14 protein-coding genes are annotated in these 25,831 nt (G+C 61.7%); 7 read left to right on the top strand and 7 right to left on the bottom strand.

Features of this window, described 5'->3' with window-relative positions:
- Nucleotides 1-873, bottom strand: an 873-nt coding sequence (locus tag DMX06_RS19340; protein WP_110738932.1) for a catalase family peroxidase, incomplete at its 3' end; no start/stop codon positions are given.
- Nucleotides 874-1,005: 132 nt separating this feature from the next.
- Here DMX06_RS19340 and DMX06_RS19335 point away from each other — a divergent pair.
- Nucleotides 1,006-1,524 (top strand): sigma-70 family RNA polymerase sigma factor, encoded by a 519-nt coding sequence (locus tag DMX06_RS19335; RefSeq protein WP_110738931.1) that lies wholly within the window; start codon nucleotides 1,006-1,008, stop codon nucleotides 1,522-1,524.
- Nucleotides 1,521-2,273, top strand: a complete 753-nt coding sequence (locus DMX06_RS19330) for an anti-sigma factor family protein (protein ID WP_110738930.1) — start codon at nucleotides 1,521-1,523, stop codon at nucleotides 2,271-2,273. Before DMX06_RS19335 ends, DMX06_RS19330 begins: the two co-directional genes overlap by 4 nt.
- A 176-nt stretch (nucleotides 2,274-2,449) precedes the next feature.
- Here the strand turns inward: DMX06_RS19330 and DMX06_RS19325 are convergent, their stop codons facing one another.
- Nucleotides 2,450-3,202 carry an RHS repeat-associated core domain-containing protein gene (locus tag DMX06_RS19325; RefSeq protein ID WP_110738929.1) on the bottom strand — a complete coding sequence of 251 codons (753 nt, stop codon included), beginning with the start codon at nucleotides 3,200-3,202 and terminating at the stop codon, nucleotides 2,450-2,452.
- A gap of 107 nt (nucleotides 3,203-3,309) precedes the next feature.
- Between DMX06_RS19325 and DMX06_RS19320 the strand changes: the two genes are divergently transcribed.
- Both DMX06_RS19320 and DMX06_RS19315 read left to right on the top strand, forming a co-directional pair.
- On the top strand, nucleotides 3,310-3,942 hold the full coding sequence (locus DMX06_RS19320; RefSeq protein ID WP_110738928.1) for a LysE family translocator: 633 nt from the start codon (nucleotides 3,310-3,312) through the stop codon (nucleotides 3,940-3,942).
- An 87-nt stretch (nucleotides 3,943-4,029) separates the two neighbouring features.
- Nucleotides 4,030-6,204 (top strand): ATP-binding protein, encoded by a 2,175-nt coding sequence (locus tag DMX06_RS19315; protein ID WP_110738927.1) that lies wholly within the window; start codon nucleotides 4,030-4,032, stop codon nucleotides 6,202-6,204.
- Here DMX06_RS19315 and DMX06_RS19310 read toward each other — a convergent pair.
- The 5 genes from DMX06_RS19310 to DMX06_RS19285 all read right to left on the bottom strand — a co-directional run bounded on the left by DMX06_RS19310 (nucleotide 6,194) and on the right by DMX06_RS19285 (nucleotide 15,050).
- Nucleotides 6,194-8,374: an ATP-binding protein gene (locus DMX06_RS19310; RefSeq protein ID WP_110738926.1), complete on the bottom strand. Its 2,181-nt coding sequence runs from the start codon at nucleotides 8,372-8,374 to the stop codon at nucleotides 6,194-6,196. The genes DMX06_RS19315 and DMX06_RS19310 overlap by 11 nt on opposite strands.
- 143 nt (nucleotides 8,375-8,517) lie before the next feature.
- On the bottom strand, nucleotides 8,518-10,125 hold the full coding sequence (locus DMX06_RS19305) for a methyl-accepting chemotaxis protein (RefSeq protein WP_375538109.1): 1,608 nt from the start codon (nucleotides 10,123-10,125) through the stop codon (nucleotides 8,518-8,520).
- 194 nt (nucleotides 10,126-10,319) lie between these two features.
- On the bottom strand, nucleotides 10,320-11,903 hold the full coding sequence (locus tag DMX06_RS19300) for a methyl-accepting chemotaxis protein (RefSeq protein ID WP_375538108.1): 1,584 nt from the start codon (nucleotides 11,901-11,903) through the stop codon (nucleotides 10,320-10,322).
- Between the two features lie 258 nt (nucleotides 11,904-12,161).
- On the bottom strand, nucleotides 12,162-13,364 hold the full coding sequence (locus DMX06_RS19295) for an NAD(P)/FAD-dependent oxidoreductase (RefSeq protein WP_110738923.1): 1,203 nt from the start codon (nucleotides 13,362-13,364) through the stop codon (nucleotides 12,162-12,164).
- A gap of 651 nt (nucleotides 13,365-14,015) precedes the next feature.
- Nucleotides 14,016-15,050, bottom strand: coding sequence for a GNAT family N-acetyltransferase (locus DMX06_RS19285; RefSeq protein ID WP_110738921.1), 1,035 nt, complete (start codon nucleotides 15,048-15,050; stop codon nucleotides 14,016-14,018).
- Nucleotides 15,051-15,658: 608 nt separating this feature from the next.
- Between DMX06_RS19285 and DMX06_RS19280 the strand changes: the two genes are divergently transcribed.
- From DMX06_RS19280 to DMX06_RS19270, 3 genes are all read left to right on the top strand, one after another.
- Nucleotides 15,659-16,036 carry a bleomycin resistance protein gene (locus tag DMX06_RS19280; protein WP_110738920.1) on the top strand — a complete coding sequence of 126 codons (378 nt, stop codon included), beginning with the start codon at nucleotides 15,659-15,661 and terminating at the stop codon, nucleotides 16,034-16,036.
- Nucleotides 16,037-16,142: 106 nt separating this feature from the next.
- Nucleotides 16,143-25,577 (top strand): non-ribosomal peptide synthetase, encoded by a 9,435-nt coding sequence (locus DMX06_RS19275; RefSeq protein WP_181427870.1) that lies wholly within the window; start codon nucleotides 16,143-16,145, stop codon nucleotides 25,575-25,577.
- A gap of 41 nt (nucleotides 25,578-25,618) precedes the next feature.
- On the top strand, nucleotides 25,619-25,831 hold the full coding sequence (locus DMX06_RS19270) for an MbtH family protein (protein WP_110738918.1): 213 nt from the start codon (nucleotides 25,619-25,621) through the stop codon (nucleotides 25,829-25,831).

The following is a 25,831-nucleotide window of genomic DNA, read 5'->3' as shown; positions in this document are numbered from 1 at the left end:
CTCCAGCACCAGGGTGCCGGCGTCGATGTTGCGGCGCTCGGCGGGCCAGGGGCGGGCGGGGTCGTCCACCGGGTCGCCGGGCTCGGCCAGGGGCAGGCGCAGGGTCCAGCGCAGCGACCCCTGGGTGAGGCGCTGCTGCAGATCGTGCTGGAGGAATTGCTTGTCATCGACCTGGGCGGGCAGGGCGGCGAACGCTGTCTGCGGCTCCAGGGTCCAGCGCACCGGGTGGGCGTTGCCTTGGGTGTCAATCAGGCGAAAGGCGTTGATGCTGTTGTAGGCGGTGCTGGCGAAGCTGTCGCTGGGTTTGTAGCTGGCCGCCCACTGGCGAAACGCCGCGCTTTCCGGGTGGCTGGCGAAGAACGCCTGCAGTTTGGCCGGGTCCGGCTTGCCGGTGGCCGGGTCTGGGGCCCCAGCCAGTACCTGCTGGTAGAACGCCTCGGGCGTGCTCACCGCCAGCACCGGCGGGTTGTTCATGCCGGTGCGCCAGACCTGTCCGTCATCGCTGCTCAACTGGATGGCCAGGCTGCGTACGGGTATGGCGGTGTCCGGGGCGAACGGGTTGGCGCCGCCGATGGCGAATCGGCCGATCACCGGCACCTGGGCCTGGCTGAACACCCGGGCGCTGGACAGCGACGCCGCCTGACCACTGGCCTGGAAGTAACCGCTGACGCACAGGCCCTTGGCATGGTTTTTCCGATAGCCGGGGTAGTGGCCGGCCTGGGCCTCGAAGGTGTCGATGATGCGTTGCGGGGTCAGCCCCGGCGCGCCGATCCAGCCGGCGGCATAGGCGAAGCCCGCACCAAGGGCGGCGAGGGTGGCGCCGATGACGGCCAGGCGCAGGGCCTTGGCGGGGCCATGCAGGGAAGTGGTCATGGGGACGCTCCGGTCAGGTGGAATGAGCCGGTACGACGCAAGGGCGAACGATTTATTCCCGCCGGGGAATAGATTTCGTGCCGGGCCGTCTGCCCATTACACTGACTGCCCATTGGGGCCCGGAACCCGACCATGCACGATCTGGACGACCAACAATGGCGTGAGCTGCTGCAACGCCTGCGCCGCTTCGCCCTGTGGCTGACACGCGAGCCCGGCGGCGCCGACGACCTGGTCCAGGCCACGGTCGAGCGCGCCCTGAGCCGCCGTGGCCAGCAACGCGATGCCGACAGCCTGCGACCCTGGCTGTTCACCATCCTTTACCGGCTATTTCTCGACGGCAAGCGCCGCGAGCGCCTGCATGCCCGCTGGCTGGCGTGGTTCGGTCGGGCCCAGGCCGAGGAGCCGGTCGGTGGCGAGATCGAAAGCATCGTGCTGGCCCAGGCCGATCTGCGCGCCTTCGCCCGGCTGTCGGCAGAGCAACGCGCCCTGTTGCTACTGGTCAGCGTCGAGGGCCTGAGCTACAAGGAGGCGGCCGACACCCTCGGCATTCCCATCGGTACGGTGATGTCGCGCCTGTCGCGTGCCCGCGCCGCCTTGCGTGAACTGACCGAGGGCAACCCCACGCCCCCGGCCTTGCGGAGACTCAAATGACACGCCTGATCCCCACCGAGCACGAGTTGCACGCCTACGTCGACGAGCGCCTGGAGCCGGCGCGCCGGGTCGAGGTCGAGGCATGGCTGGCGGCCAATCCACAGGAGGCGGCGCGGATCGAGGCCTGGCGCGGCGATGCCCGACGCCTGCGGGCGGCCCTGGCGGGCTTCGGCGAGCAGCCCAGTGATCCGGCGCTGGACCTGGCGCCCTTGCGTCGCCGCCTGCGCCAGCGCCGGCAATGGCGCCTGGCACAGGCGGCGGTGCTGTTGCTGGCGGTGAGCCTGGGCGGCCTGGGTGGCTGGCAGGCGCGTCAGGCGACGCTGTTCGCCGGCATGCTGCCCATGGCCGACGCGGTAGAGGCCCACCGGCTGTTCGCCGACGCGGCCGCACTGGATATCCAGGCCAGCGATCCGGGGCGGCTGCAGGAATGGCTGGGGCGTCATTTCAACCGTGTCGGCCAGCTGCCGGACCTGTCCGGTTATGGCCTGCAGCCGGTCGGCGCGCGCCTGCTGAGCAACGAGGCGGGGCCGGCGGCGCTGCTGGTGTTCCAGGACCGCCAGGGGCAGCGCATCAGCCTGTTCCTGCGTTCGCCCGGCGAGCATTTCGAGCGCATGCCCAGCGGCCAGCGCACCGACGGCCAGTTGCAGGCCCGCTACTGGTCCCATGGCGACTACAACTTCGCCCTGGTCAGCGCGGCGGATGACGCCCGCGGCGAGTCGTTGCGCCGGGCGCTGGGTGTCAGCCTGTAGGCAGGTCGAGGCAGGCGCATCGACCTGCACGGTTTCAGACCGTGCGCAGGCGCGCCTTTTCCACTTGCTGCATTTCCACGCCGTCGAGCAACGCCTCGACCACCGCCTTGGCCGCATCAAGGATCAAATTGCAAGAGATTAAAGCGAGCTGGGGATGGAGCAGATGTTGGCAAGTCTCAAAAGCCTTTTATTCTCTTCAACTCGCTTTGCAAATGTTCGATGAGTATTTTGCGGCCTTCCGAGTAGGCCTCCAATTCCAGTTCGTATCGCTCGAGTTTTTGATTCGATGGCTGTTTGATTAGCTGCTGAGCAGATACTGCTAGTTTTTTGCCTTGATTTGCGACATCCGTGATCAATTCCTTGCTGCCGGTCTGGATACCTTGGCTGATGTGCGACGGTAAAACCATGATATGGGGAGGGGTAGTCCTCGGATCTGGCAATTGGAGGGCGAGGTTCAGCGCATTGCCAGCGGTGACTTCTTCTATCGTCCCTCTGTAGCGCGGGTTGGTTGCCTGAAGGAACGCCATGTCATAGTGAGGCGTGGCGCTGATAAGTACTTTGCGTTTTGCAGTGGTGTGAAAATCCAGATTGATCCTGACAGTATTGCGACTGCGTCCACGAGGATCGATGTAGTTGATAGGATCACCCTCACAATAGGCATAGGCATTGATGCCCCCCGCAGCGAAGGGGCTCAAATTGTCCGCCGAGCAGAACCTCATCAGCACCGGACTGTATCCACGATACCCGTTGCCGAGCAGGTAGAGTCCCGCCCGCGGATCCTGAACAAAGCCATTGAATCCCAGTTGTGGACACCTCGCGTCGCGAACCGGATCGTATCCATAGGCCGAATAGGCAAACCGATGGCTTGCGCTCCCAAGCACCGATCGTGCCGCGTCGCTGGCCAGTAGTTTGATCGATTGATAGCTCACCGATGCTCCCGCTGTTCAGGTATGACTGTTTCACGTTAATGTGCGCCCCTCGCCAGCGAAACTGGCAAAAATGCCAGGTATGGCGCTACCGACAAAGAGGACTTGCAATGCCCGAACCCTCCAACCTGCTGGCCTTCTCCCTGATCAGCCTGGGCATGGTGCTGACCCCGGGCCCCAACATGATCTACCTGATCTCCCGCTCCATCTGCCAGGGGCGTGGTGCCGGGCTGATCTCGCTGGCCGGCGTGGCCCTGGGTTTCGTCTTCTACATGCTCTGCGCCGCGCTGGGCATCACCGCGCTGGTCATGGCCGTGCCGTTCGCCTACGACGCCCTGCGCATCGGCGGTGCGCTGTACCTGCTGTACCTGGCCTGGCAGGCGCTGCGCCCGGGTGGACGCTCGCCGTTCCAGGTCCGCGACCTGCCGGCGGACAGCCCGCGGCGGCTGTTCATGATGGGTTTTCTGACCAACCTGCTGAACCCCAAGATCGCGGTCATGTACCTGTCGCTGATGCCGCAGTTCATCGAGCCCGGCCACGGCAGCGTGCTGGCGCAGTCGCTGGTGCTGGGCAGCACGCAGATCGCCATCAGTGTCACGGTCAACGCGCTGATTGCGGTGATGGCCGGCTCCATCGCCGTGTTCCTGGCCGGCAGGCCGGTGTGGCAGCAGGTCCAGCGCTGGCTGATGGGCACGGTGCTGGCGGCGCTGGCGCTGCGCATGCTGGCCGAAGGGCGCCGTTGATCGTCGGCGTCGATCCGATGGAACGTTTTGCCCCTGGGCGTTTTCCTACCCTCAGAGGAAAGAAAACGTGCCCGGGACTACCGAGACATGAAAGCGCGCCAGGATAGCAAGACGGTCAACCTGCAAGCACTGCCGAGCTTCCTGGGCGGTGGTGGCGAAGTCAGCTCCCTGTTGCAGGCGATGGACTGGCGGCAGTCCCCGCTCGGGGCGCCAGACGGCTGGTCACCGGTGCTGCAGTCGGTGGTGGCCATGCTGCTGCCGGCGCGGGCACAGATCGTGCTGTTCTGGGGCCCGCAGTACATCGCGCTGTACAACGATGCCTATTGGCCGACCATTGGCAGCAAGCACCCCGGGGCGCTGGGCCGACCTGGGCAGGAGCATTGGAGCGAACTGTGGGACGATCTCGAGCCGCTGCTGCGCGGGGTGCGTGAAACCGGTGTGACCTTTTCGGCCCGGGACCGGCCGTTCTATATCGAGCGGCATGGCCCGGGTGAAACCGCGTATTTCGACGTGTCCTACTCCGCGGTGCGTGAGGCCGACGGCGGCGTGGGCGGTGTGCTGTGCATCGTCACCGACACCACCGAGCGGGTACGTTTCCAGCAACGCCAGGCGTTTCTCCAGGAGTTGCGCCAGGCCTTGCCAGGCCTGGGCGAGGCCGAGCGTATCGAGGCCCACGCGGTGCGCCGTCTGGGTGAGGAGCTGGGTGCGGCCCGGGTCTGCTTCGGCGAAGACCTGGGCGATGGCCGGCGCTATCGGGTCGCTCAGGAATGGGCCGCCGAGGTGCCATCGATGGTCGGCTTCAACCAGTACTCGGCCCTGGACCCGGCGCTGCGCGAGGCGCTGCTGGCTGGCCAGGTGGTGCAGCGCAACTATGAGGCTAGCAAGAGTGCACCGGCACGGTTCAAGGGCCTGCGGGCCACGCTGCACGTCCCGGTGCTACGTGCCGAGCATCTGGAGGCAATGCTTGCGGTGCATTTTCATACCCCCCATGCCTGGGTCGAGAGTGAGTGCCTGTTGGTAGAGGAAGCTGCCCGGCAAGTGTGGGTGGCGGTCACTCACGCCCGCGCCGAGCGCGCCCTGCATGTGCTCAACGAAAACCTGGAAGAGCGGGTGGCCAACATGCTTGCCCAGCGCGAGGCCGCATTGGTGCAACTGCACGAAGCACGCAAGATGGAGATGATCGGCCAGCTTAGCGGCGGCATCGCCCACGACCTCAACAACATGCTGACACCGATCATCGCCTCCCTGGAACTGCTGCGCCGCCATCCCCAGCCGGAGCGCGCCGAGCGACTGATCGATGGTGGCTTGCAGGCGGCGGAGCGGGCGCGAAATCTGGTCGGGCGCCTGCTCAGCTTCGCGCGGCGGCAGACCCTCAAGCCGACGACGGTGTCGCTGGCGGCGCTGGTGGGGGACATGCGCGAGCTGATCGCTCGTTCGCTGGGCCCGACCATCGCCATGGAGGTCACTGTCGAGACGGCACTGCCGGGGGTGCTGGTGGATCCGCACCAGCTCGAACTGGCTTTGCTCAACCTGGTGGTCAATGCCCGCGATGCCATGGGCGAGGGCGGGAAATTGACCATACGCGCCGGTATTGACGGCGATGGTGCCCCCAGACCGCCCGGTCTGCAGGCGGGGACACAGGTGTGGCTGCGGGTCGCCGATAACGGCTGTGGCATGAACGAAGAGGTGCTGGCGCATTGCATCGAGCCTTTCTACTCGACCAAGGGCGTCGGCCGAAGCACCGGGCTGGGGCTGCCGATGGTGCAGGGGCTGGCGCTGCAGTCCGGCGGCGGTTTCGGCATTCGCTCGCGTGTGGGAGAGGGCACCGAAGCGACCTTGTGGCTGCCGGCCAGCGAGCAGGAAGTGGTTGATGAAGCGACCAGGCCGGTCAAGGTTCCCCAGGCGCAAGGCCAGACCCGCGTGCTGCTGGTGGACGACGAGCCGTTGGTGCGCCAGGCCACGCTCCTGCAACTGCGCGCCCTGGGGTACGAAGTGACCGAGGCCGAGGGGCCAGCCCAGGCATTGGCGTTGCTGGACAGGGGGCTGCTGCCCGATGTGCTGCTGACCGACCATGTCATGGCCGAGACCACCGGTGTACGCTTCGCCCAGCAGGTGCGCGAGCGGCTGGTGCAATTGCCGGTACTGATCATCACCGGCTATGCCAACCTGACGCCACGCGAGCTGCATGGCTTCGAGGTGCTGCGCAAGCCGTTTCGCCAGGACGAACTGGGGCAGAGCCTGGCGCGGCTGCTCAAGTCCTAGCCAATATATCCCCCAGCATCTGGCACACCTGCTCGGCGGAATAGGGTTTGGCCAGGAAGGCGAAGCCCTGGTGGCCCCCCTCGGCAATCGCTTCGCTGTAGCCGGAGGTGAGGATCACCGGCAGCTGCGGCTGGCTGCGGCGCAGCTCTCTGGCCAGGGCCAGGCCGCCCATGCCCGGCATGACCACGTCGGAGAACACCGCATCGAATCCGCCTTGGGCCGCCGCGATCTGGGTCAGGGCGTCCTCGGCCGAGGTCGCCCAGCTGATCTGGTAGCCATGGTCGCGCAGGATCTGCGCGGTGAAGCTGCCGACATCCGGGTTGTCCTCCACCACCAGAATGCGCTTGCGGTTGCCCTGTGGCGCGGGCTGCGCGGTCACCCCGGGTACCTCGGCGGCGGGCTGGGCCACCTGTGGCAGGTACAGGGTGAAGGTGGTGCCCTGGCCTTCGATGCTGACCACCCGCACATCGCCACCGGACTGCTTGACGAAGCCGAACACCTGCGACAGGCCCAGGCCGGTGCCCTGTCCGGAGGCCTTGGTGGTGAAGAACGGGTCGAAGATGCGCTCCAGCAGGTGCGGGGCGATGCCCACGCCGCCGTCGATCACCGAGATCGCCGCGAAGGGGCCGTCCTGTGCCGGCTGGCCGCGAAGCGCAGGCAAATGCTGGTCGCCTTCAAGGCGCAGGCGCAAGGTGCCGGCGCCGGCCATGGCGTCGCGGGCATTGATCATCAGGTTGATCACCGCGGTTTCCAGTTGACCGAGGTCGGCGTGCACATGGCAGGGCGTGTCGGGCAATTCCAGGCTGATCTGGATACGCGCGCCGGTAGCGGTGTCGAGCATCTCGGCCATGGCCTCGAGCCGTAGGCCTGCCTCGAACACCTGCGGGCTGAGGGCCTGGCGTCGGGCAAAGGCGAGCAGTTGCCCGGTGAGCTTGGCGCCGCGGTCGACGGTGTCGGACACGGTCTTGAAGTAGCGGCTGCGGCGCGTCTCATCGAGGTCCGGGCGCTGCAGGAAGTGAATGGATGAGCGAATGATGGTCAGCAGGTTGTTGAAATCGTGGGCCACGCCGCCGGTCAGTTGGCCGATGGCCTCGAGTTTCTGGGTCTGGCGCAGCACGGCCTCGGTGTGCAGGAGCTGGTCGGTACGCTCCTCCACGCGCTGTTCGAGGGTGGCGTTCAGCGCCTCCAGGGCCGTCATCGCCTCGCGCACCTGCGCGTTGGCCTTGACCCGCTGGATATGTGCCCAACAGCGTCCGGTCACCTCGTTGAGCAGGGTCTGCTCGTAGCGCGTCCAGGTCCTTGGCAGCTTGTCGTGGATGGCCATCAATGCAGTCAGGCGGCCTTCCTTGATCAATGGCATGCAGACGGTCGCGGTGATGCCGATGGCCTGGAAGGTCGCCGATTCGCGGGCTGGCAACTGCGTGAGGTTGTCGTTGATCACCAGCGCCAGTCCGGCGCGCAGACGGCTGACGGCCAGCTCGCCGAAGTCGCCCAGGCGGTACTGGCCGAGCAGGCGCGGCGAGCCTGGCGCGACCCAGTCGCCGCAGATGGTGAAGCCGTCCTCGTCGGGGTCCATCATGGCGTAGGCGCAGCTCGACAGGTGCAGGTGCTCGCCCAGCAGGCGCGTGGTGGTGGCCATGATCCGCTCCGGATCGGTGGCATTGGCCGCCGCCCGGCTGAGGGTGTCAAGAAAGTTCAGGCGTTGGTTGGCGACCACGCTGGCGGTGGTTTCGGTGACCGTGTCGATCATGCCGACCACCTGGCCGTCGTGGTCGCGGATGGGGCTGTAGCAGAACGTGAAGTAGGCGCGCTCCGGGCTGCCGTGGCGCTCGATCAACAGGGGAAAGTCCTCGATGTACACGGCTTCGCCATCGAGGGCGCGTTTGGCCAGGTGGCGGATATCGCTCCAGGCTTCCTGCCAGACCGCGCTGAAGGGCCGGCCCAGGGCCGAGGGTTTGTTGCCGAGGATCTCGCTGAAGGCATCATTGTGCAGGGTGATCAGTTGGTCGCCCCAGAGCACGGCCTGGGGAAAGCGCGAGGCCAGGCACAGGGCGACCGTGGTCTTGAGCACGTCAGGCCAGGTGGCCAGGGGGCCCAGTGTGGTCGACGACCAGTCGTGGTTGCGGATGCGTTCGGCCATGAGGCCGCCACCGTCGAGCCATTTCGCCATGAGCTGTGCGGGTCCTTGTGCGTGAGAGCATCAGGGTGCACCGAGACGCGGCACTTGGCGAGGGGTTTTGTGTGGGCCGTGTTGGTTCGCTTCCACAGATGCCAGCGCACCATTTTGGGAGCGGGCTTGACCCGCGATGCTATTCAGACCTTGAACTGCGCGACCAGCCCGTTCAGCTCCAGCGCCAACTGCGACAGGTCCTGGGCCGAGGCGCTGGTCTGGTTGGCCCCGGTCGTCGTCTGCAGTGCCAGGTCGCGGATGTTCACCAGGTTGCGATCCACCTCGCGCGCCACCTGGGCCTGTTGTTCCGTGGCACTGGCGATCACCAGGTTGCGCTGGTTGATCGAGGCGATGGTCCGGGCGATGAGTTCCAAGGCCTGACCGGCCGCTTGCGCCACCTCCAGGGTGCCGCTGGCGCGGCCCTGGCTGCTGTGCATGGCGCTGACCGCACGTTCGGTGCCGCTCTGGATACCCCCGATCATCTGCTCGATCTCGGCGGTGGACTGCTGGGTGCGATGTGCCAGGGCACGCACCTCGTCGGCAACCACCGCAAAACCGCGACCGGCCTCACCGGCACGAGCGGCTTCGATGGCGGCGTTGAGAGCCAGCAGGTTGGTCTGCCCGGCGATCGAGCCGATCACATCAAGTACCCGGGTAATTTCGTTGGCGCTGTTGGCCAGTTGTTCGATTTCCCCTGCCGTGCCGGTGACGTCGTCGACCAGGTGCTGGATCGAGGCAAGTGCCTGGTTGACCTGGTCTCGACCTTCTCGGGTGGTCTGGTCTGCATCCTGGGAGGCCTCGGCGGTGCTCACGGCATTGCTCGCCACTTCCTCGACGGCGCTGGTCATCTGGTTGACCGCGGTGGCGGCTTGGTCGATCTCGGTGCTTTGCTGCTGCAGGCCGCGGCTGGTGTCCTCGGTAACGCTGTGCAGCTCCTCGGAGGCCGAGGCCAGACGGTCGGAGGACGCGGCGATCTTGCCGATGGTGTCGCGCAGGCTCTGCTGCATGCGTCGCAGGGCGTGCAGCAGCAATGCCGGCTCGTCGTGGCCGACGACCGCGATCTCGCGGGTCAGGTCACCCGTGGCGACGCGTTCGGCCACGGCGACGGCCTCGGTCAGGGGCGCAACCACACTGCGGGTGAACAGCAGGGCGATGACGACCAGTACCAGAATGATCAGCACCAGTGAAACGACGAGTACACGGAAGGCATCGTCGCCGGCATCGCTGCTACGCTGTGAGGCAGCTTGCGCACCTTGGTAGTTGAAGGCCACCAGTGCCGCCATCGTCTCCATCATCTGGTCGGCACGCTGGAGCAGCGGGCCGCTGATCTGCCGCCTGGCTTCTGCCATGCGGCCCTCGCTGATGTGTCCTAGTACCTGCTGCTGCAGGTCGGTGTACTGTTTGCGCGCCGCGATGAAGGAATTGAACAGCGCGCGGTCCTCTTCGCCGTCGATAGTCGACTCGTACGCCCGCAGACTCTGGCGCAACGCCTCGTCGATGCGGTTGAGCAACTGGATGCTGGCCCCCTCGCTGGTGCCATCCTCCAAGGCTGTGCGCAAGGTAGCGGCGCGTTCCTGGGTGAGGCTGGCGCCGACCTCGTTGAGCGCGATCACAGCCGGAAGCCAGTTGATACGGATTTCGTCGGTGGCGCTGTCCATCTGCTGGGTCTCATATAGCGCGACGCTTCCCATGGACAGGACGAGAGCAGCCAGTAGGGTGAACAGGCAGGCTGCCCGTTTGCCGATTTTCATGTCTCGTAGAAGCATGGATGTTCCTTGATGTAAGAGAAATGTATACATCAAGAGCATGATGGGATCTTGGGGAGGCGAGTAGACGCCAGGTATCACAACGTGTAGCGTTTTTTCCTATTTCTCCTTCGCGCGGAACCCGATGTGGAGTGATCGCGGGACGCACGGACGGGTCCCACGATGCTTTCCGGGACGCTTCAGACCTTGAACTGCGCGACCATCCCGTTCAGTTCCACCGCCAGGCGCGACAGGTCCTGCGCCGCCGCGCTGGTCTGGTTGGCGCCGGCCGAGGTCTGCATCGCCAGGTCACGGATGTTCACCAGGTTGCGGTCCACCTCCCGGGCCACCTGGGCCTGCTGCTCGGAGGCGGTGGCGATCACCAGGTTGCGCTGGTTGATGGTGGCGATGGCCTCGGCGATCAGCTCCAGGGCCTGGCCAGCCGACTGCGCCACGGCCAAGGTGCCGCTGGCGCGGCCCTGGCTGTTGTGCATGGCGTTGACCGCACGCTCGGTGCCGGTCTGGATGCCACCGATCATCTGTTCGATCTCGGCGGTGGACTGCTGGGTGCGGTGGGCCAGGGCGCGCACCTCGTCGGCGACCACGGCGAAGCCTCGGCCGGCCTCACCGGCGCGGGCGGCCTCGATGGCGGCGTTGAGGGCCAGCAGGTTGGTCTGCCCGGCGATGGAGCCGATCACGTCCAGCACCTGGCTGATCTGGTTGGCGTGGCTGGCCAGTTGCTCGATCTCCCCGGAGGTGCCGGTCACGTCATCGACCAGATGCTGGATCGAGGCCAGCGCCTGGTTGACCTGGTCGCGGCCGTCGCGGGTGGTGCGATCAGCGCCCTGGGAGGCGTCGGCGGTGCTCACCGCGTTGCTCGCCACCTCTTCGACGGCGGCGGTCATCTGATTGACCGCGGTGGCGGCCTGGTCGATCTCGGCGCTCTGCTGGTGCAGGCCGCGGCTGGTGTCCTCGGTGACGGTGTGCAACTCCTCGGAGGCCGAGGCCAGCTGGTCGGAAGACGCGGCGATTCGGCGCAGGGTGTCGCGCAGGCTGTGCTGCATGCGGCTCAGGGCGCCCAGCAGCAGTGCCGGTTCGTCGCGGCCAAGCACCACGATTTCGCGGGTCAGGTCACCGGTGGCGACGCGCTCGGCCACGGCGACGGCGTCGGCCAGGGGCACGACGATGCTGCGGGTGAGCAGGGTGGCGATGCCGATCAGCGCCAGGGTGATCACGGCGATGGCGGCGATGATCAGCCTGAAGGCTTCGTCGGAGGCCGCGCTGCTGCGCAGCGAGGCTTGTTCGGCACCCTTGGTGTTGTAGTCGATCAGCGCGGCCAGGGCCTTCATCATGCTGTCGGCGTACTCGGCCAGCGGGCCGTTGACCAGACGTCGGGCCTCGTCCAGCTGATCGTTGCCGGCGGCGCTGCGAATGGCTTGTTGCAGGCTGTGGTAGCGTTCGCTCAACCCCATGAAGGTGGTGAACAAGGCGCGGTCATCCGCAGCGATGATGGTGCGCTCGTAGGCCTTCAGGTCGCTCTCGAGTTGCTGGTTGACCTGGGCGATCTTGTCCAGGGTGGCGTGGCGGGCGCTACTGCTGTCCTCCAGGACGCTGCGCAGGGTCAGGGCGCGGGCCCGGCCAAGATTGCTGCTGACTTCACCCAGGGCGAGCACGGCGGGCATCCAGGTGACGCGGATTTCGTCGCTGGCGCTGTCCATTCGGCGGGTCTCGTAGAGGGCGACCAGACCCAGGGCCAGGACCAGGATCCCGAGCAGGGTGAACATTCCAGCTGCCCGAATACCGATCTTCATGTTCCGTAACTGCATGCGACGCTCCTTGACGGTGGCTGCAGGCGTCAAGAGCGCGGACGGACCGGGCTCGGCTGGAAAGGCTCTCGATGCACTGCGAAGGGGGTTATATCCTCACGGTTCATGTTGTTTTTTCGGAATGATGACATAACGCCACTATTATTGACCAGTCGTTCAATGTAATGACGTATGCAAACAGGCCCGTCACTTCCGGGACGGGCCTGTTGTTTTCGTTCACTCGACGATCGGAATCAGCGGGTCGGCTGCCGCCAGGGCCAAGGCGCGATCAGCGGCCGGCGGGTAGATCCATACCGAGTTGATCTGGCGCTTGAGGTCCTTGCCTTCCTGGCCCTGCAGCTTCAGCTCGCGGGTCCAGCCTTCACTGTAGGCCGCGCCCCAGTCGCCCAGGTCCAGGCAGGTGACGTACTTGGGCTGGCGGTACGCCACCGGCGCCACGCCCAGCAGGTCGGCCATGGCGTTGTTGCCGCTGTGGCGGCCCATGGGGATGGCGTGCTGGCAGGTCATCAGGGCGTGGTTGCCCAGCTCGTCCACCGCGGCCCAGGCCACGTCGCCGGTGGCGTAGATGTGCGATTGGCCGATCACCTTGAGGTGGTCGTCGACCCGCAGCCGACCGAAGCCGTCACGCTCGCCGGCCACCTGCGCGGTCAACGGGCTGGCCTTGACGCCGGCGGTCCAGATCACGGTCTTGCTGGCGATGTACTCGCCGTTGTCCAGAGTGACGCCGCCGGCATCCACCGCCACCACCGAGGTTCCGGTCAGCCATTCGACGCCCGCCTGCTCGCTGGCGGCGACGATGGCCGGGGTGATCCCGGCGCCGAGGGCGGCGCCGACGCTGGTGCCACGGTCGATCAGCACCACGCGGGCATGGCCTTCACCGAGGATGGCGCGCAGGCGCGGCGACATCTCGGTGGCGGTCTCGATGCCGGTGAAGCCGCCGCCGCAGACCACCACGGTGTTGCGCGCCGGCGAGGCGGGCAGGCTGGCCAGGCCGTGCAGGTGCTGTTCAAGGCGCACGGCCGATTCCATCTGGTCGACATCGAAGCTGTGCTCGGCCAGGCCCGGCACGGCAGGGCGGGCCACCTGGCTGCCGGCGGCGAGGATCAGGCGGTCATAGGCGAGCTGCTGCGGCTGGCCATCGGCATCGCGGTAGCCGACCTGGCGGGCGGCGCTGTCGATGCTGTCGGCGGTGCCATGGATGAACTCCACGCCCACCACGTCGAACAGCGCCTCCAGCGGTGCCTGCAAAGTGTGGACGTCGGCTTCGTAGAAGCGAGGGCGGATGCGCAGTTGCGGCTGCGGGGCCAGCACGCTGATGCGCACGTCGCCGCGCGGGGCCTGGTCGAGCAGGCGAGCGGCGCTCAGGGCGCTCCAGACACCGGCAAAGCCGGCACCGATGATCAGGATACGAGAGGTCATGTGGGTGCTCCGCAAGGATAGGAAAAGGGTCTTCGATGAGGCGTTCACTGCCTGTCGAATAACTACGACTTTATTGGTCGTAGTTTGAATCGGCAAGTGTTTTTTCCTGATTCGCTTGCACAGGCAGCGGAACATCGGCTGTAACCGCTGTGTCCATTGGCATATCCAAGGGTGATGAAGTACTCGTGTGGCGATGGACGGCGACGACTGGCCCCACCTGTCATGATTGGATCCCGATTCAGCTGTTGAACTGCTTTGGGATTCTCCGATCAAGTCAGCACAGGCCACCTGACCTGCGCTCAAATGGCCGTTCGCTCAGCCAACCCCACAAGCCCTGCCCGTGAGTCAGATGAGCTTCTCCGATTTCGAGTATGCCGGTAAGTGCAAGCAGACACGCCGTGAGCACTTCCTGACAGAGATGGAGCAGTTCGTGCTGCGCCGTCGAAACGTTGGCTGTTTCGGGCTCGGGGGCACTTGTTCGGGGCTTACCTGGTGTCCTGTCTCGGAAATAAGCTGTTCACTTTTGACGGTGTCCTGGGCGCCCGGCCAGCGTTGCCACTCCTCGCCATAGCCCTGCTATGACTCGTCGCGGCGCCTTGGCCGAACACCCAGGCCACTCGTCAAAAGAGAACGTATTTCGGAGACAGGGCACTAGCGACTGTTCATCTCCGATTTGACACCGATTGAAAGCATTGGATGAGCGTTGTATAAATCATTTTGATTGAAAAAAGCCTCGCGTGTGATCGTCATTAATGCAGCTTCCTTGTGCGGGAAGTTAAAGTATTTCTCCAGTACGAATCCGTGGCGTTGAAGTAATGCAATCATTTTTGCATTATCTGACCGGGGTTCAACCACGACCCGATGAGTTCTGGCGTCATCGAGAAATAAGTAGTGGACGATTGATGAGAGCAGCATGTCTGTTCGCTGGCGTCCTAAAAAACGCTTTTCACCGACAAGCAGGTGAAACCCGCGATCATGATCCTGGGCATCGCAAAAGGGCGCGATGCGGTCCTCCTTTGCCCAATAGGCCTCAAGGTAGGCGAAAGGCTCGCGCTCGAAACAGGCGATCATTGAGTATATATGAGGATCATCATCAATCTGGCTTAAGTATTTGTGGTGGTGATCAAGGTCGCCCTTTTCTTGCCAGTGATGCGAAACTCTGGGATCGTTTTGCCATTTATTGAAAAGCTCAAGATCGCTATCAATGCACAGGCTTCTAAAACTCAAAGCCTCCTGCAATATTGGCGTTGAACGATAGTAGAGCTCGCCTCTAGGCTTGGCCGGTCGGTCAAGCCGGGCGGAAACACTGTCGGTGGCAGGGTGATGATTTCGAGGGTGTGGTTGGAGGACATCGGCCTTGGAGAAGAGGCAGCGAAATGAAGCGTGGCCGATCGCTTTAACCTGTAAAGCGCTGTCGGCCAGATCGTTGCATAAATAGTCACTCTGTAAAAAAATATGGTCGTCGGAGGCAAGTGTGGCCAGAAGGTGGACAAGCGCCACCAGCGCTTCGTCTCTTGTAGGCGAGTCCAGCCATAATACGCTTCCGCCGAATACGTCGTCGATACTTTCAATCCTGGCAGTCAATATTGTTTCTTTGTTGTGTGTCAGCGCCAGCAATTCACCTAGGCGTTTAATGCTAAATCGGCCTATTTGATTAATTGGAACAATTGGTGACTCTTCAGCCATCGTTGATCTCACTCTTGAATGGGCAAGGTGTGGTACTTAATAATGGTCAAATGACAATGATTATCATTGTATTTTGAATGATCGGGCGTGGAGCGCACGAAAAGCCAGTGTAGGAGGAGTTCCTGTGAATGTCTTCGGTCGACTGGTCTTTTCGGTAGCGACGTTCAATTTGTCATCAATCAGAAACACGTCTCCAGGACGCTAGATCCGGGGGCTGAAGTGTCTAGGGAGGGCAGGTTAGAGGCTAGGTCGGCAGCAGGGCCCTCACTCAGCACGAAATGCGGCTGAAGGTTTTTTGGCGAGCATATTGATTTTCTTGAATGTGTGCGTATTATTGGGCTCAACGCTATATGTTACAGGGAGTGTACATGGCAACTCACTCTAAAGGCCCATTGGCCTCCTCTCTATCAGTACTTCGCACGTCCAGTGCTCTGCATGGTGCGTGCCATGGTATCTCGTGCTGGCATTCTGATGTTCGCTAATTGCTGGGTGAACGCTTTGATGTCTTGTTTTTCCAAGGCGTTTGGTGATCAATTTGCTCCTGTTGTGATGCCCGCTTTTATGGGCAATCCTAATGAAGGCGTCAGTGAATTTTCTCAGGAGGTACTATGGCAGCCGTTAAGGAAGTTCTTCTAAAAGCCGTTCCGATGCTGGCGTCCAGCGATATTGCGAGAACGATTGATTTCTACCGTTCTCTGGGCTTCAAGGGGCGTCATCTTGAAGACTTTTCTTATGGTATGGCTGCCTGGGGCGAGGTGGAGCTGCATTTTTGGAAGTGTGAAGACAAACGTGTCGCTGAAACCACTTCCTGCTATATAAGGGTGTCAGATATCGGGGCGATTCACGAGGCGTTGAAGGAGGTGTTGCCGGACCTTCAGGAGGTCACGCGCACTGCATGGGGTACTGCCGAGCTTTATGTTCTGGATCCCGATGGCAATCTTCTCAAGTTTGGCGAGTCTCTTGACGACGAGCAGCCGCACGACTGAGCCTGCCTGACAGGCGCTCGATGGAGCGCTCAGGCATTGCCTGTTGTTGTGGGTTCATTATTTTTTGAGTGGCGAAGCGACTGTAATGGAATCAGTTAGTTCAAGGATGAACCCAGGTAGCAGTCAGTCTGTTTCGTCTGGCGATATTTTTCGCGTTTCGCATCTGCAGGAATCTCTCTGGCTGAGGGAGCAGCAGGCGCCTGAAGAGGCAGCATACAACTCGCCTATTGTCGTGCAAGTAAAAGCTGCCGTGAATGCCGATGCACTGGCGTCGGCGCTGAAGAACTTGCTGTTATCCAATGAGTCTCTACGTGCCTGTTTTGTCGAGCGTGATGGCGAAATTTGGCAATACGCTGCATCGGATTGTACCGCTCCTCTTATCGTCGAAGATCTCTCAATGTACCGGCGCTCGGAGCGTTGGCGCAGGTTGTACGCGGCGATAAGGCGTGAAGTCGGCAAGCCCTTCGATTTGCAGCAGGGTGTGCTGTTGCGTTGTGCTCAGTTCATCTTGAATGAAGATGAGTGCGTCCTGGTGCTGGTCGTGCACCATATCGTTTCGGATGGTTGGTCACAGGGCATACTGCTCGCAGAACTCATTCGGCACTATCAGCAACGCGCTGTACCTGTTCAAGCCAAGGCCAGCTTCTTTGAATATGCACATACCCGTCGTCTGGCGCTCGATTCGCAGCCCTTGTTCAAGGCATCCCATGATTATTGGCATGACTTCATTGAAAAGCGAAAATGTGCGGCGTTTCCCAGCGATCGCGTGCCGGCGACAGATCAACCGAGCGTGGGGCGCAAACAGTTCTTTTCGCTTGCTCCAGCCAGTGCGTTGCAGCTCAGGGGCTTGTGCGCGTCATCAGGTACATCGCCATTTACGGTATTCCTGGCGGTCTTGGGACTGCTAGTCGAAGAAAACCAGGCGGGTGAAGGCAACTGGTGCATTCCCGTGACGGTCGGGTATCGTGAAGATGCCCGCTGGTTCGATGTAGTCGGTTGCTTCGTCGATCATGTATTGGTGCGGCCTGTAGCCGATACAGCGTTGCCTTTTTCTTCGTATCTGCGCCATGTTCACTCTTCCTGGCAAACCGCCTTCGCACATCGCGACTATCCGTTTGACAGATTGCGCATGGAGGCTTTCGAAAAGGGGCATTTGCTGGCGCCCTCTGTTGTTTTTGTCTATCAGAATCAGGCGCCGGTTGCGGCACTCGATAGTGTCGAGCTCATTCCTTTGGCATTGCCTGAAGCGCCGGCAAAATTCGACATGACCTTCATGGTTGCCGAGCAAGCCGACACGTTTGCGGTCTCTTTGGAGTACAACTCCACGCTTTACGATGAAGCAACAGTCGAGCGCTTGGGTGCATGCTTCATTCATTTATGCGAGCGGTTGCTCGGCACTCCCGATCAACCGGTGGTTGAACTGCAGCGCGCAAGCGTCAAGCGCCCCAGCATTGCCGCTGGCGAGCGTCGTGCCTGGCCGGTTTCGTCCTTTGCTCAGATATTCGATGCGACCGTTCGGCTTCAGCCCGAGAAAGAAGCCATACGCGCTGGATCCACGGCAATACGTTACGGTGAGTTGAAGCAGCGTGTAGATGCCCTTGTAACCCAGATGCGGCACCTGGAAGGGCAAGGGGTACGGGTAGGGGTGCATCTGAACCGCTCGATCGAATTGGTCGTGTCGGTTCTCGCGATTCTATCCGAGGGGCACTGCTATGTACCGCTACCCCCTACCTGCCCTGATGCCAGGCTTGCCTTGCAGATCGCCGACAGTGCTCCAGCCTTGATACTGACCGATTGCCGAGGTCTTGAACGCCTGGACAAGGTTGCGCCCGGCAGTTCGGCGCTGGACGTCAACCTGCGTGGTGCGCTTGAGCCTTGGCATGCCCCATCCTCTCGTCGTCATGGTCCTGATGCTCCTGCTTATCTCATCTATACGTCCGGTAGTACTGGCCTGCCCAAGGGTGCTTATGGTCTGGCGGACGCGGTGCTCAATCGACTCCACTGGCAATGGAGCAGTGCGCCTTATGAGCCCGATGATCGTGTCGTCTTGCGCAGCCCGCCAATGTTCGTCGATTCCATCATCGAAATGCTTGCCCCCATTCTCGGTGGTGCTTGCGCAGTCGTGGCTCCGGAGGAGTCGCTAGGCGATCCTCGCCAGTTCTGGCAGTTGCTTGCAGTTGAGCAGATTACTCACCTGACCGTTGTTCCCTCCTACCTGCAGACGCTTTTGGATACGCAAGTGTCCAGGTCAGATCTGGCCTTGAAGCGTGTGCATTGCAGTGGCGAAGCGCTGCCGGAGTCGACAGTCCTCGCGTTCGGCAAGCTTCTTCCCGGAGTTTCGCTTGTCAATCTGTACGGCTCTACCGAGGTTACCGCCGATGCTACCTGGCATGTGGTTGGTAGCGGGAAACTGTCGGCAGGCATGCCCATCAGCAATACTGCACTCTGCATCATTGATTCCCAGGGGAACGTGCTGCCACGAGGTACGCCTGGCGAGATTGCCGTCGGTGGGAGTGCCATCGGAGGGGGGTACCATGCTGCGCCGACGCTTACCGCAGAACGGTTCTGGCCGGCTCCCGGAGGCGGCAGGATATTCCGCTCCGGCGATTATGGTTTCATGGACGAGGTGGGAGTCTGTCACTACCTGGGACGTCTCGATATGCAAATCAAGGTGCGTGGCATGCGCACCAGCGTATTGGAGATCGAGGCGGCCATGCGTGAACTTCAGGGGCTGCGCGACATTTGCGTGATTATCGATGAGTCCGACCCTGGGCGTTTGACTGCGTTTTGTTCCGTTGATACCGCCTTGTCCAAGTCACGGCTGAATGAGCACGCGCGAACGCTGCTTCCTGCGCATGCCATTCCAAACCTCTGGTTGAACGTTGCAGACCTGCCGCGTACCGATTCGGGCAAGGTCGTGCGCGATGGGCGTGTGCTGAGGGCGCTTGCGCTGCCTGTCGATGACGCCTCTGGGAGCCATGCCGAGATTTCCGTGTTGGAGCGGGAGGTCATGGCGACTTGGACGCAGGTACTGGGCGGCGTGAGGTTGTCGCTCGATGATCATTTCGATCAGGTGGGGGGCCATTCTCTACTGGCAATTCGATTGGTCGATACGTTGAACTTGCGGTTCGGCTGCTCACTGCGTCTGGCTGAGTTTTTCGCTGCTCCCACGGTCCGTGACACGGCTGCCTTCATCGCAGGGCATGCCTTCGCAGGAAGTGCCCGGCATGAGCTGATGGCGGTGGATCTCAAATCACGATACGAGCCATTCCCGTTGTTGTTGATGCAGCAGGCGTATCGAATTGGTCATGACGTCGTAGGTCAGCAGCAGATGTCGACCATCTGTGCTTTCTCGATGGACTACGACGCCTTGTCGTTACCTGATTTTGCCCAGGCGTTCAACGATTGCATCACTCGCCACGATATGTTGCGTGCAGTACTCGTAGGTGAAGATGCGCAGCGGATTCTTGGAGAGGTACCGATTTATCAGATCGAAACCCTGGATCTGTCTCAACTGGCCGCGCCGGACGTGGCCCTAAAGTTGGAGCAGTACCGTGACGAGTTTTCCAGCACCCGTTTCGAACCGGGGCAATGGCCATCGTTCCGGGTAGCGGCAGCCAGCTTGGGAGGCGAGCGCTATCGGTTGTTCTTTGCCTTCGACATGCTGTTCATCGATCTCTTCAGTGCGCGACTCTTGATGCGCGAGCTAGAGGCGAGTTACCAGCGGGAAGACGTGCAATTACCGCAGATCGGGTTGTCGTTCCGCGATTATGTGGTCGCCAGTCAATCCGCGCAGCAGGGATTGGCATTCGAGCGGGCCAAGGCATACTGGTTCGAGCGCATGGATTCCTTGGGCAAGACACCGCAATTGCCCGTCTCGCGTTACCGTTCGAACCATGAGGCGTCGTTGCGTTTCAATCGACGTGGAATGAGACTTTCCCGTGTCCAGTGGCAAAGCTTGCAGGCGCGCGCCAGGCAATCGCAGGTCTCCGTTACCAGTGTGCTGTTGGGCGCCTACGCTTCGGCCATCGAAACGTGGAGTGCCAACGAGTCGTTTTCGCTGATTCTGACATTATTCGATCGCCAGTTACTGCACCCTGACATTGACAAGGTTGTTGGCGACTTCACATCGTCGCTGTTGTTCAATTGTGAGCCCTGCGCGAACGAAGTGGCATCTGGTACCTTTGCGCGGGTGCAATCTCAGCTGCGCGAGGTACTCGAGCATCGAGCTTTCGGCGGTGTACAGGTTCAGCGTGAGCTGACACGACGCAACGGCGGAGAGCGAATCGCCCTGCCCATTGTGTTCACCAGCGCCTTGGGTCTGCCGGAGGCGAGTAGCCTGAAAACCAGCCGGCTTTCCGGTCAGCTTGTCCATAGCGTTACGCAGACATCGAACGTATGGATCGACTGTCAGATCGAGGAGGCAGACGGTGAGCTGATTGTTAATTGGGATGCAGTGGATGAAGCGTTCCAGGATGGCGTCGTCGAGTCGATGTTTGCGTACTATCGGCGCCTGCTCTCGGCCCTGGCAACCCAGGATGAGGCCTGGGAGAGAGGCCTTCGCACACGCGTCGAGGATGCCAGGCTGCCTTTGCCATGCTGGGAAGTGCCCAGAAGAACCCTGCCTGAGCAAGTCATCAAGACCGCCACCCGCTATCCGGATCATGTCGCGGTCATCGCCGCTGACCAGACACTGACTTATGCACGGCTGCTGGACTTGGCGCTTCGCTTGCGGGCGACGCTGGATGCCGCCGGCATGCAGCCTGGAGGACGAGTCGGTCTGCTGCTGGATAAAGGCTGGGAAGCGGTGGTCGCAATGCTTGCGATCAACCTCGGTGGCTGCGCGTATGTGCCGATTGACCGTGCATGGCCTCAGGCGCGTCGTGATGCGGTCATCTCGGCTGCTCGGCTTTCGTTGCTCATCACCCATCCAGGGGCGAGCGAGAGCCTGCCAGATGGCTGTTCGGGTGTAGTGTTGGGTAGCGCTGCATTTGAGATATCGCCGAGTCAACGTCCTGTCGAGGCTTTGCCAGATGGCATTGCCTACATCATATTTACATCGGGTACCACGGGCGTTCCCAAAGGTGTTGTGATCGAGCATGGGGCGGTGCTGAACACCATAGAGTCCGTCAACCAGTTGTTCGGTGTGACGGCACATGACCGTGTTCTATGCGTGTCTTCGCTCTGTTTTGACCTTTCCGTATATGACATCTGGGGGCCCCTGTTCGTCGGCGGCGCCTGTGTGATGCTGAGCTCCCAGGAAAGTGCGCGCCCTTGGCGCTGGCCAGAGATCATCTGCAAGCACAACGTGACCGTGTGGAACTCCGTTCCCGCGTTGATGGAATTGCTGGTCGATAACTGCAAAGGTAGAGGTGATTCTCTCGCGAGTCTTCGCCTGGCGCTTCTGAGTGGTGATTGGATCGCGCTGACGCTTCATGCCCGTTTGAGCCAGATCGTGCCTGACATGCAACTGGTATCACTTGGGGGGGCGACCGAAGCATCCATTTGGTCGATCTATTTCCCAATCGAGGCTGTCGACCCGCAGTGGCCCAGCATCCCTTATGGCCGTGCCTTGCCCGGCCAGAACATGTATGTACTCGATGTACTGCTACAACCCTGTCCGGTGTGGGTGGCTGGGGAGATCTACATCAGCGGAGTGGGACTTGCGCGCGGCTACTGGGAGTCCCCGGAGAAAACAGCCGCTCAGTTCATTCGCCACCCAATCACCGGCGACCGCCTTTATCGGACAGGTGACATCGGCTGTTATCTGCAAGATGGCAACATTCGTTTCATGGGGCGCCGGGATGGGCAGGTCAAGCTCAATGGCTTGCGAATCGAACTGGGCGAGGTCGAGGGTGTGCTTCAAGGGCATCCGATGGTGAAGAGTGCGGTTGCCATACTCAACCAGGCGCGGCAACTCAACGTCTATGTTGTATTGGCCGCCGGCGTCGACCTAAGCGATGAGGCCAAGATTCGGCGTTCATTGCAGGATCATGCACAGGCGCATCTTCCGGGCTACATGGTCCCGGCTGCCATACAGGTGCTGACGGCGTTGCCGATGGGTGCCAATGGCAAGGTCGACCGTGCGTTGTTGCAGAATGAGTCCTTACCTGAAGACAGTTTCGAACGTGAACGAGGCTCGAGCGATGTTGTCGTCGAGTCGGTCGTCGCCGAGTTGTGGCAGGTCATGCTGGCTGTGATGCATCCGCAAAAACAGGAGAACTTCTTCAGCAGCGGCGGTGACTCGCTCATCGCTACACGTTTCGTTGCCAAGCTCAACTCGATCTTCAACCTGGATCTGACTGCTCGGACGATCTACGACCATCCCACTCTGCAGGAAATTGCCGAGTACGTCGAACGTTGCCGTGATGCGAGCGGTGGGGCGGTCGAGCCCCTGCCCATGGCCATTGCCGCCGAGGCAGCCGAGCAGTTCGAGTCATTCCCGCTGACGGATATCCAGCGCTCCTATCATGTCGGGCGCCGTGACGATATGACGCTCGGCGCCGTTGTCGCCCATTCCTTTATCGAGATCGATTATCGCGGGTTGGAGCTGGCGCGCTTCGAGGAAGCCGTAAATTGCATCATCGAGCGGCACGGCATGTTGCGCTGTGTGCTGCAGGCGGGCGAACAACGCATACTGGAGCGTGTACCGCGCTATCACATCGTCGTGGATGACGTGCGTGATGAGCCGCTTCATTGCCAGGCCCAAAAGTTGGAAGCCACCCGTCGAAGGCTGTCGCTGGCGGCAAATGATCCGGCGATATGGCCGCTGTTCTCGATCACGGCGACCCGGCATGCTAATGATGTGGTGCGCGTGCATATCAGCCTCGATATCATTATCGCCGATGCATGGAGCACCAACCTTATTGCGCGCGATCTTCTCGCTTTCTATCGAGAGGATGGAAATACGCTGCCAGTGTTGGCGTTCTCTTTCCGCGATTATGTCAAGTACATGGCCTCGCTGCGCCAGTCGCCGCACTATGCGCGCATGCGCGGCTACTGGCAGGAGCGGCTCGACAGCTTGCCGCCACCTCCGGCATTGCCGGTACGGGGTGGTAGTGACGAAAGCGCCGCTGCCCGATTCACTCGTTATACACAGGTCATCGAGTCGCCGCAGTGGGAGCGCTTGAAAATGCGATCCCTGGAATGCGGCGCGACCCCTTCGTCGATGCTGTTGACCGTATTCGGGCGAGTGTTGCGCCTGGCCTGTGACAATGCTTCGTTCTTGATCAATGTCACTCACTTCAATCGCCCGCCAATCCATCCTGACATCAACGATATCGTGGGTGATTTTGCTTCCACCTTCCTGCTCGAATACAGGTGCAACGATGGTGAGGCTCTGGACGCGGCGATCGGCGCTTTGTGTCGGCAGATTCTCTCGGATCTGGACCACAGTCAATATAGCGGCGTGCAAGTGCTTCAAGACTTGTCGAGGCGCCGAGGACGGGTGGCGTTGGCGCCGGTGGTGTTTACCAGCGCACTTGTACTTCCGGTAAACAGTGGTGCATCACTGACACTTGAAAATGTTCAGGGTGACGTGGTGTATGCACTGACGCAGACGCCACAGGTTTGGCTCGATCATCAGGTTTACCAAGAGCACGGCAATCTGCTGTTGGCCTGGGACGTGCGCGACGATGTACTCGATCAACATTTGGTGCAGTCGCTTTTCAATCTCTATGTGGCTGCGCTCGAGCGCTTGAGCGATGACCCAAAGGCCTGGCACGCATTCGAGCTGGAGGCGCCTGCCCCCCTGATTGCGGACTGCCGCGATCATATGGCACGTATTCGAGCAGGGCAGGAACCTTTCGATGCCTTGCTCGGACGCCTGCAAGCTCATCCCCGGGTGGCCGAAGCCTGGCGGCAGGCGGTTGGGCAGGGACATGGGCTGACGGTCGGCGTGCGCCTGGCACCGACAGCGCTGGAGCTCTGGGCCAACAGAGCGGCAGACATGCCGGCCAGCTCGCTTTCGTGGGTCGAGCGCCTGGAGCAAAAACGCCAACGGATGATCGACTCAAGAAGTACCGCGATCAATTGCACGTTGCCTGAGAGGGATGATGCCTCCAGGGCGCAAGTGCTTTCCCGCCGCAGCTATCGCTCCTTCTGGGGGCGCGCCATGCCTGACGCTGCCATCCTGGAGTGGGTCGAGTCAGCGTACACACGCCCGGCCACGGTTCGGGTGTCGCGAAGCATCGAACCTGCCGACATATTGATGTGGGTCGCTAGTCTGGCGGCGGTTGACAGCGATTCGATGCTGTTTCCCAAGTATCCATACCCTTCCGCCGGAAGCAGCTATGCCGTGCAGGCCTACCTTGGTGTAGCCGAAGGTTACGGGTTTGCAGCCGGCTGGTACGTGCTCGATCCTATTGCACGCAGCCTCACGCGCTGCTTGGCGCATGAGATAGGGAGTGCTTTACCAGATGAAGGCATTCATCTGGTACTGGCCGCCGAACTCGAACGCATAGCGCTGCTTTATGGTGACGAGGCAGAGGCATTCGCCCAGTTGGAAGCGGGGGCGATGCTTGCAGTGCTCGACCAGGCAGCTCGCCAGCGTGGCCTGTGCATGCAGGAGTGCGTGAACGATGGCGCATTGGCCATTCCGGGCCTGAAACCCCTGGCTGGCGCCGCATTGCTGGCAGAGGACATGCCTGGGCACCTTTGTACGCAGATGCCGCTGAGTGTAGGTACCCGCATCTATCGACGAGAAGGTGCGCATCTGAAAATGATCTGCCATGAGCGGGGAGCGTTGCTCACTGAACAGTTGCTCTGCGGGCCGAATCCCGTCCTTGACGGGCTCGTCGGCGGTAGCAGTGAGTGGCTGCTGGAACTGTACGTCGAAGCCAAGGTGGCTGATGCCCAGCAACAGCGACTGGCACGATTGGCGATCGGTCGCCACGCGCAGAACCTGATGATGCAGGCCCCGCAGCGGGACTTTGGCATGTGCATGCTCGGGTTCACGCCCAGCGGCATGGCCAACCTTGGCAGCGACGGGGTCAGGTGTGCAGTGTTGGCCGGCGCGCTCGATCCTCGGCAGCAACGCATTCCCCAAGGTGACGCCAGCGCCGATGCTGAACTCGCTTCGGTATTGCTATCCGAGTACGTGGCTGAGCACCTCGCTCATGTGCCTGCCGCGATCAATGTCGAGAATGGCGAACGCCCCACACTCATCCAGGCCGCTGATGACAGCGATATCAAGGCTGCCACAGAACCCATGGACCTGGTAGACCGGGCTATTCGCATGATCTGGTGTGATGTGCTGCGAGTGCCCCAGGTTTCGCTCGAGTCCAATTTCTTCCGAATCGGCGGAACCTCAATTGATGCATTGGGCATTCTCGCCCGTCTGTACGAGCTTTATTTCATCGAGCTGCGGCTGCATGACGTTATGGCGGAGCCGACGGTAGGCGCAATGACCCGGCTTGTGCGAAGCAATAGCCGTTGGGTCGAAACCATTTACGAGGTGCAGGCGATGATCGATGAGTTGAATGCAACATCCGATCATCCGCAGGCGGTCACCGATATCGAGGCGCCAGTGATGCGCCGTTGAAGCAACATTCTCACACTGAGTATCAAAGGAAGGAAAACTTGATGTTTGACGATAATGATCAAATCACTTTCTGCGTTGTGCTGAACGACGAAGAACAATATTCGATCTGGCCACAGAATCGCGAGTTGCCCGCTGGCTGGAGAGCGGAAGGCACGTCGGGCACGCGACAAGCCTGTCTCGACCATATTGACCAGGTCTGGACCGACATGCGCCCGCTGAGCCTGCGTCGCTGGATGCAAGAGAACGCGCGCTGA

This window comes from Pseudomonas mosselii (assembly GCF_003205295.1).
GTDB classification, from domain to species: domain Bacteria; phylum Pseudomonadota; class Gammaproteobacteria; order Pseudomonadales; family Pseudomonadaceae; genus Aquipseudomonas; species Aquipseudomonas mosselii_B.
The sequence above is the reverse complement of the archived record's forward strand: the minus strand, read 5'-3'. Positions and strand labels throughout refer to the sequence as shown.

Coding starts and splice junctions, on each gene's coding strand:
- DMX06_RS19335 (WP_110738931.1), top strand. CDS start 1,006: ATGCACGATCTGGACGACCAACAATGGCGTGAGCTGCTGCAACGCCTG.
- DMX06_RS19330 (WP_110738930.1), top strand. CDS start 1,521: ATGACACGCCTGATCCCCACCGAGCACGAGTTGCACGCCTACGTCGAC.
- DMX06_RS19320 (WP_110738928.1), top strand. CDS start 3,310: ATGCCCGAACCCTCCAACCTGCTGGCCTTCTCCCTGATCAGCCTGGGC.
- DMX06_RS19315 (WP_110738927.1), top strand. CDS start 4,030: ATGAAAGCGCGCCAGGATAGCAAGACGGTCAACCTGCAAGCACTGCCG.
- DMX06_RS19310 (WP_110738926.1), bottom strand. CDS start 8,374: ATGGCGAAATGGCTCGACGGTGGCGGCCTCATGGCCGAACGCATCCGC.
- DMX06_RS19305 (WP_375538109.1), bottom strand. CDS start 10,125: ATGAAAATCGGCAAACGGGCAGCCTGCCTGTTCACCCTACTGGCTGCT.
- DMX06_RS19300 (WP_375538108.1), bottom strand. CDS start 11,903: ATGTTCACCCTGCTCGGGATCCTGGTCCTGGCCCTGGGTCTGGTCGCC.
- DMX06_RS19295 (WP_110738923.1), bottom strand. CDS start 13,364: ATGACCTCTCGTATCCTGATCATCGGTGCCGGCTTTGCCGGTGTCTGG.
- DMX06_RS19285 (WP_110738921.1), bottom strand. CDS start 15,050: ATGGCTGAAGAGTCACCAATTGTTCCAATTAATCAAATAGGCCGATTT.
- DMX06_RS19280 (WP_110738920.1), top strand. CDS start 15,659: ATGGCAGCCGTTAAGGAAGTTCTTCTAAAAGCCGTTCCGATGCTGGCG.
- DMX06_RS19275 (WP_181427870.1), top strand. CDS start 16,143: ATGAACCCAGGTAGCAGTCAGTCTGTTTCGTCTGGCGATATTTTTCGC.
- DMX06_RS19270 (WP_110738918.1), top strand. CDS start 25,619: ATGTTTGACGATAATGATCAAATCACTTTCTGCGTTGTGCTGAACGAC.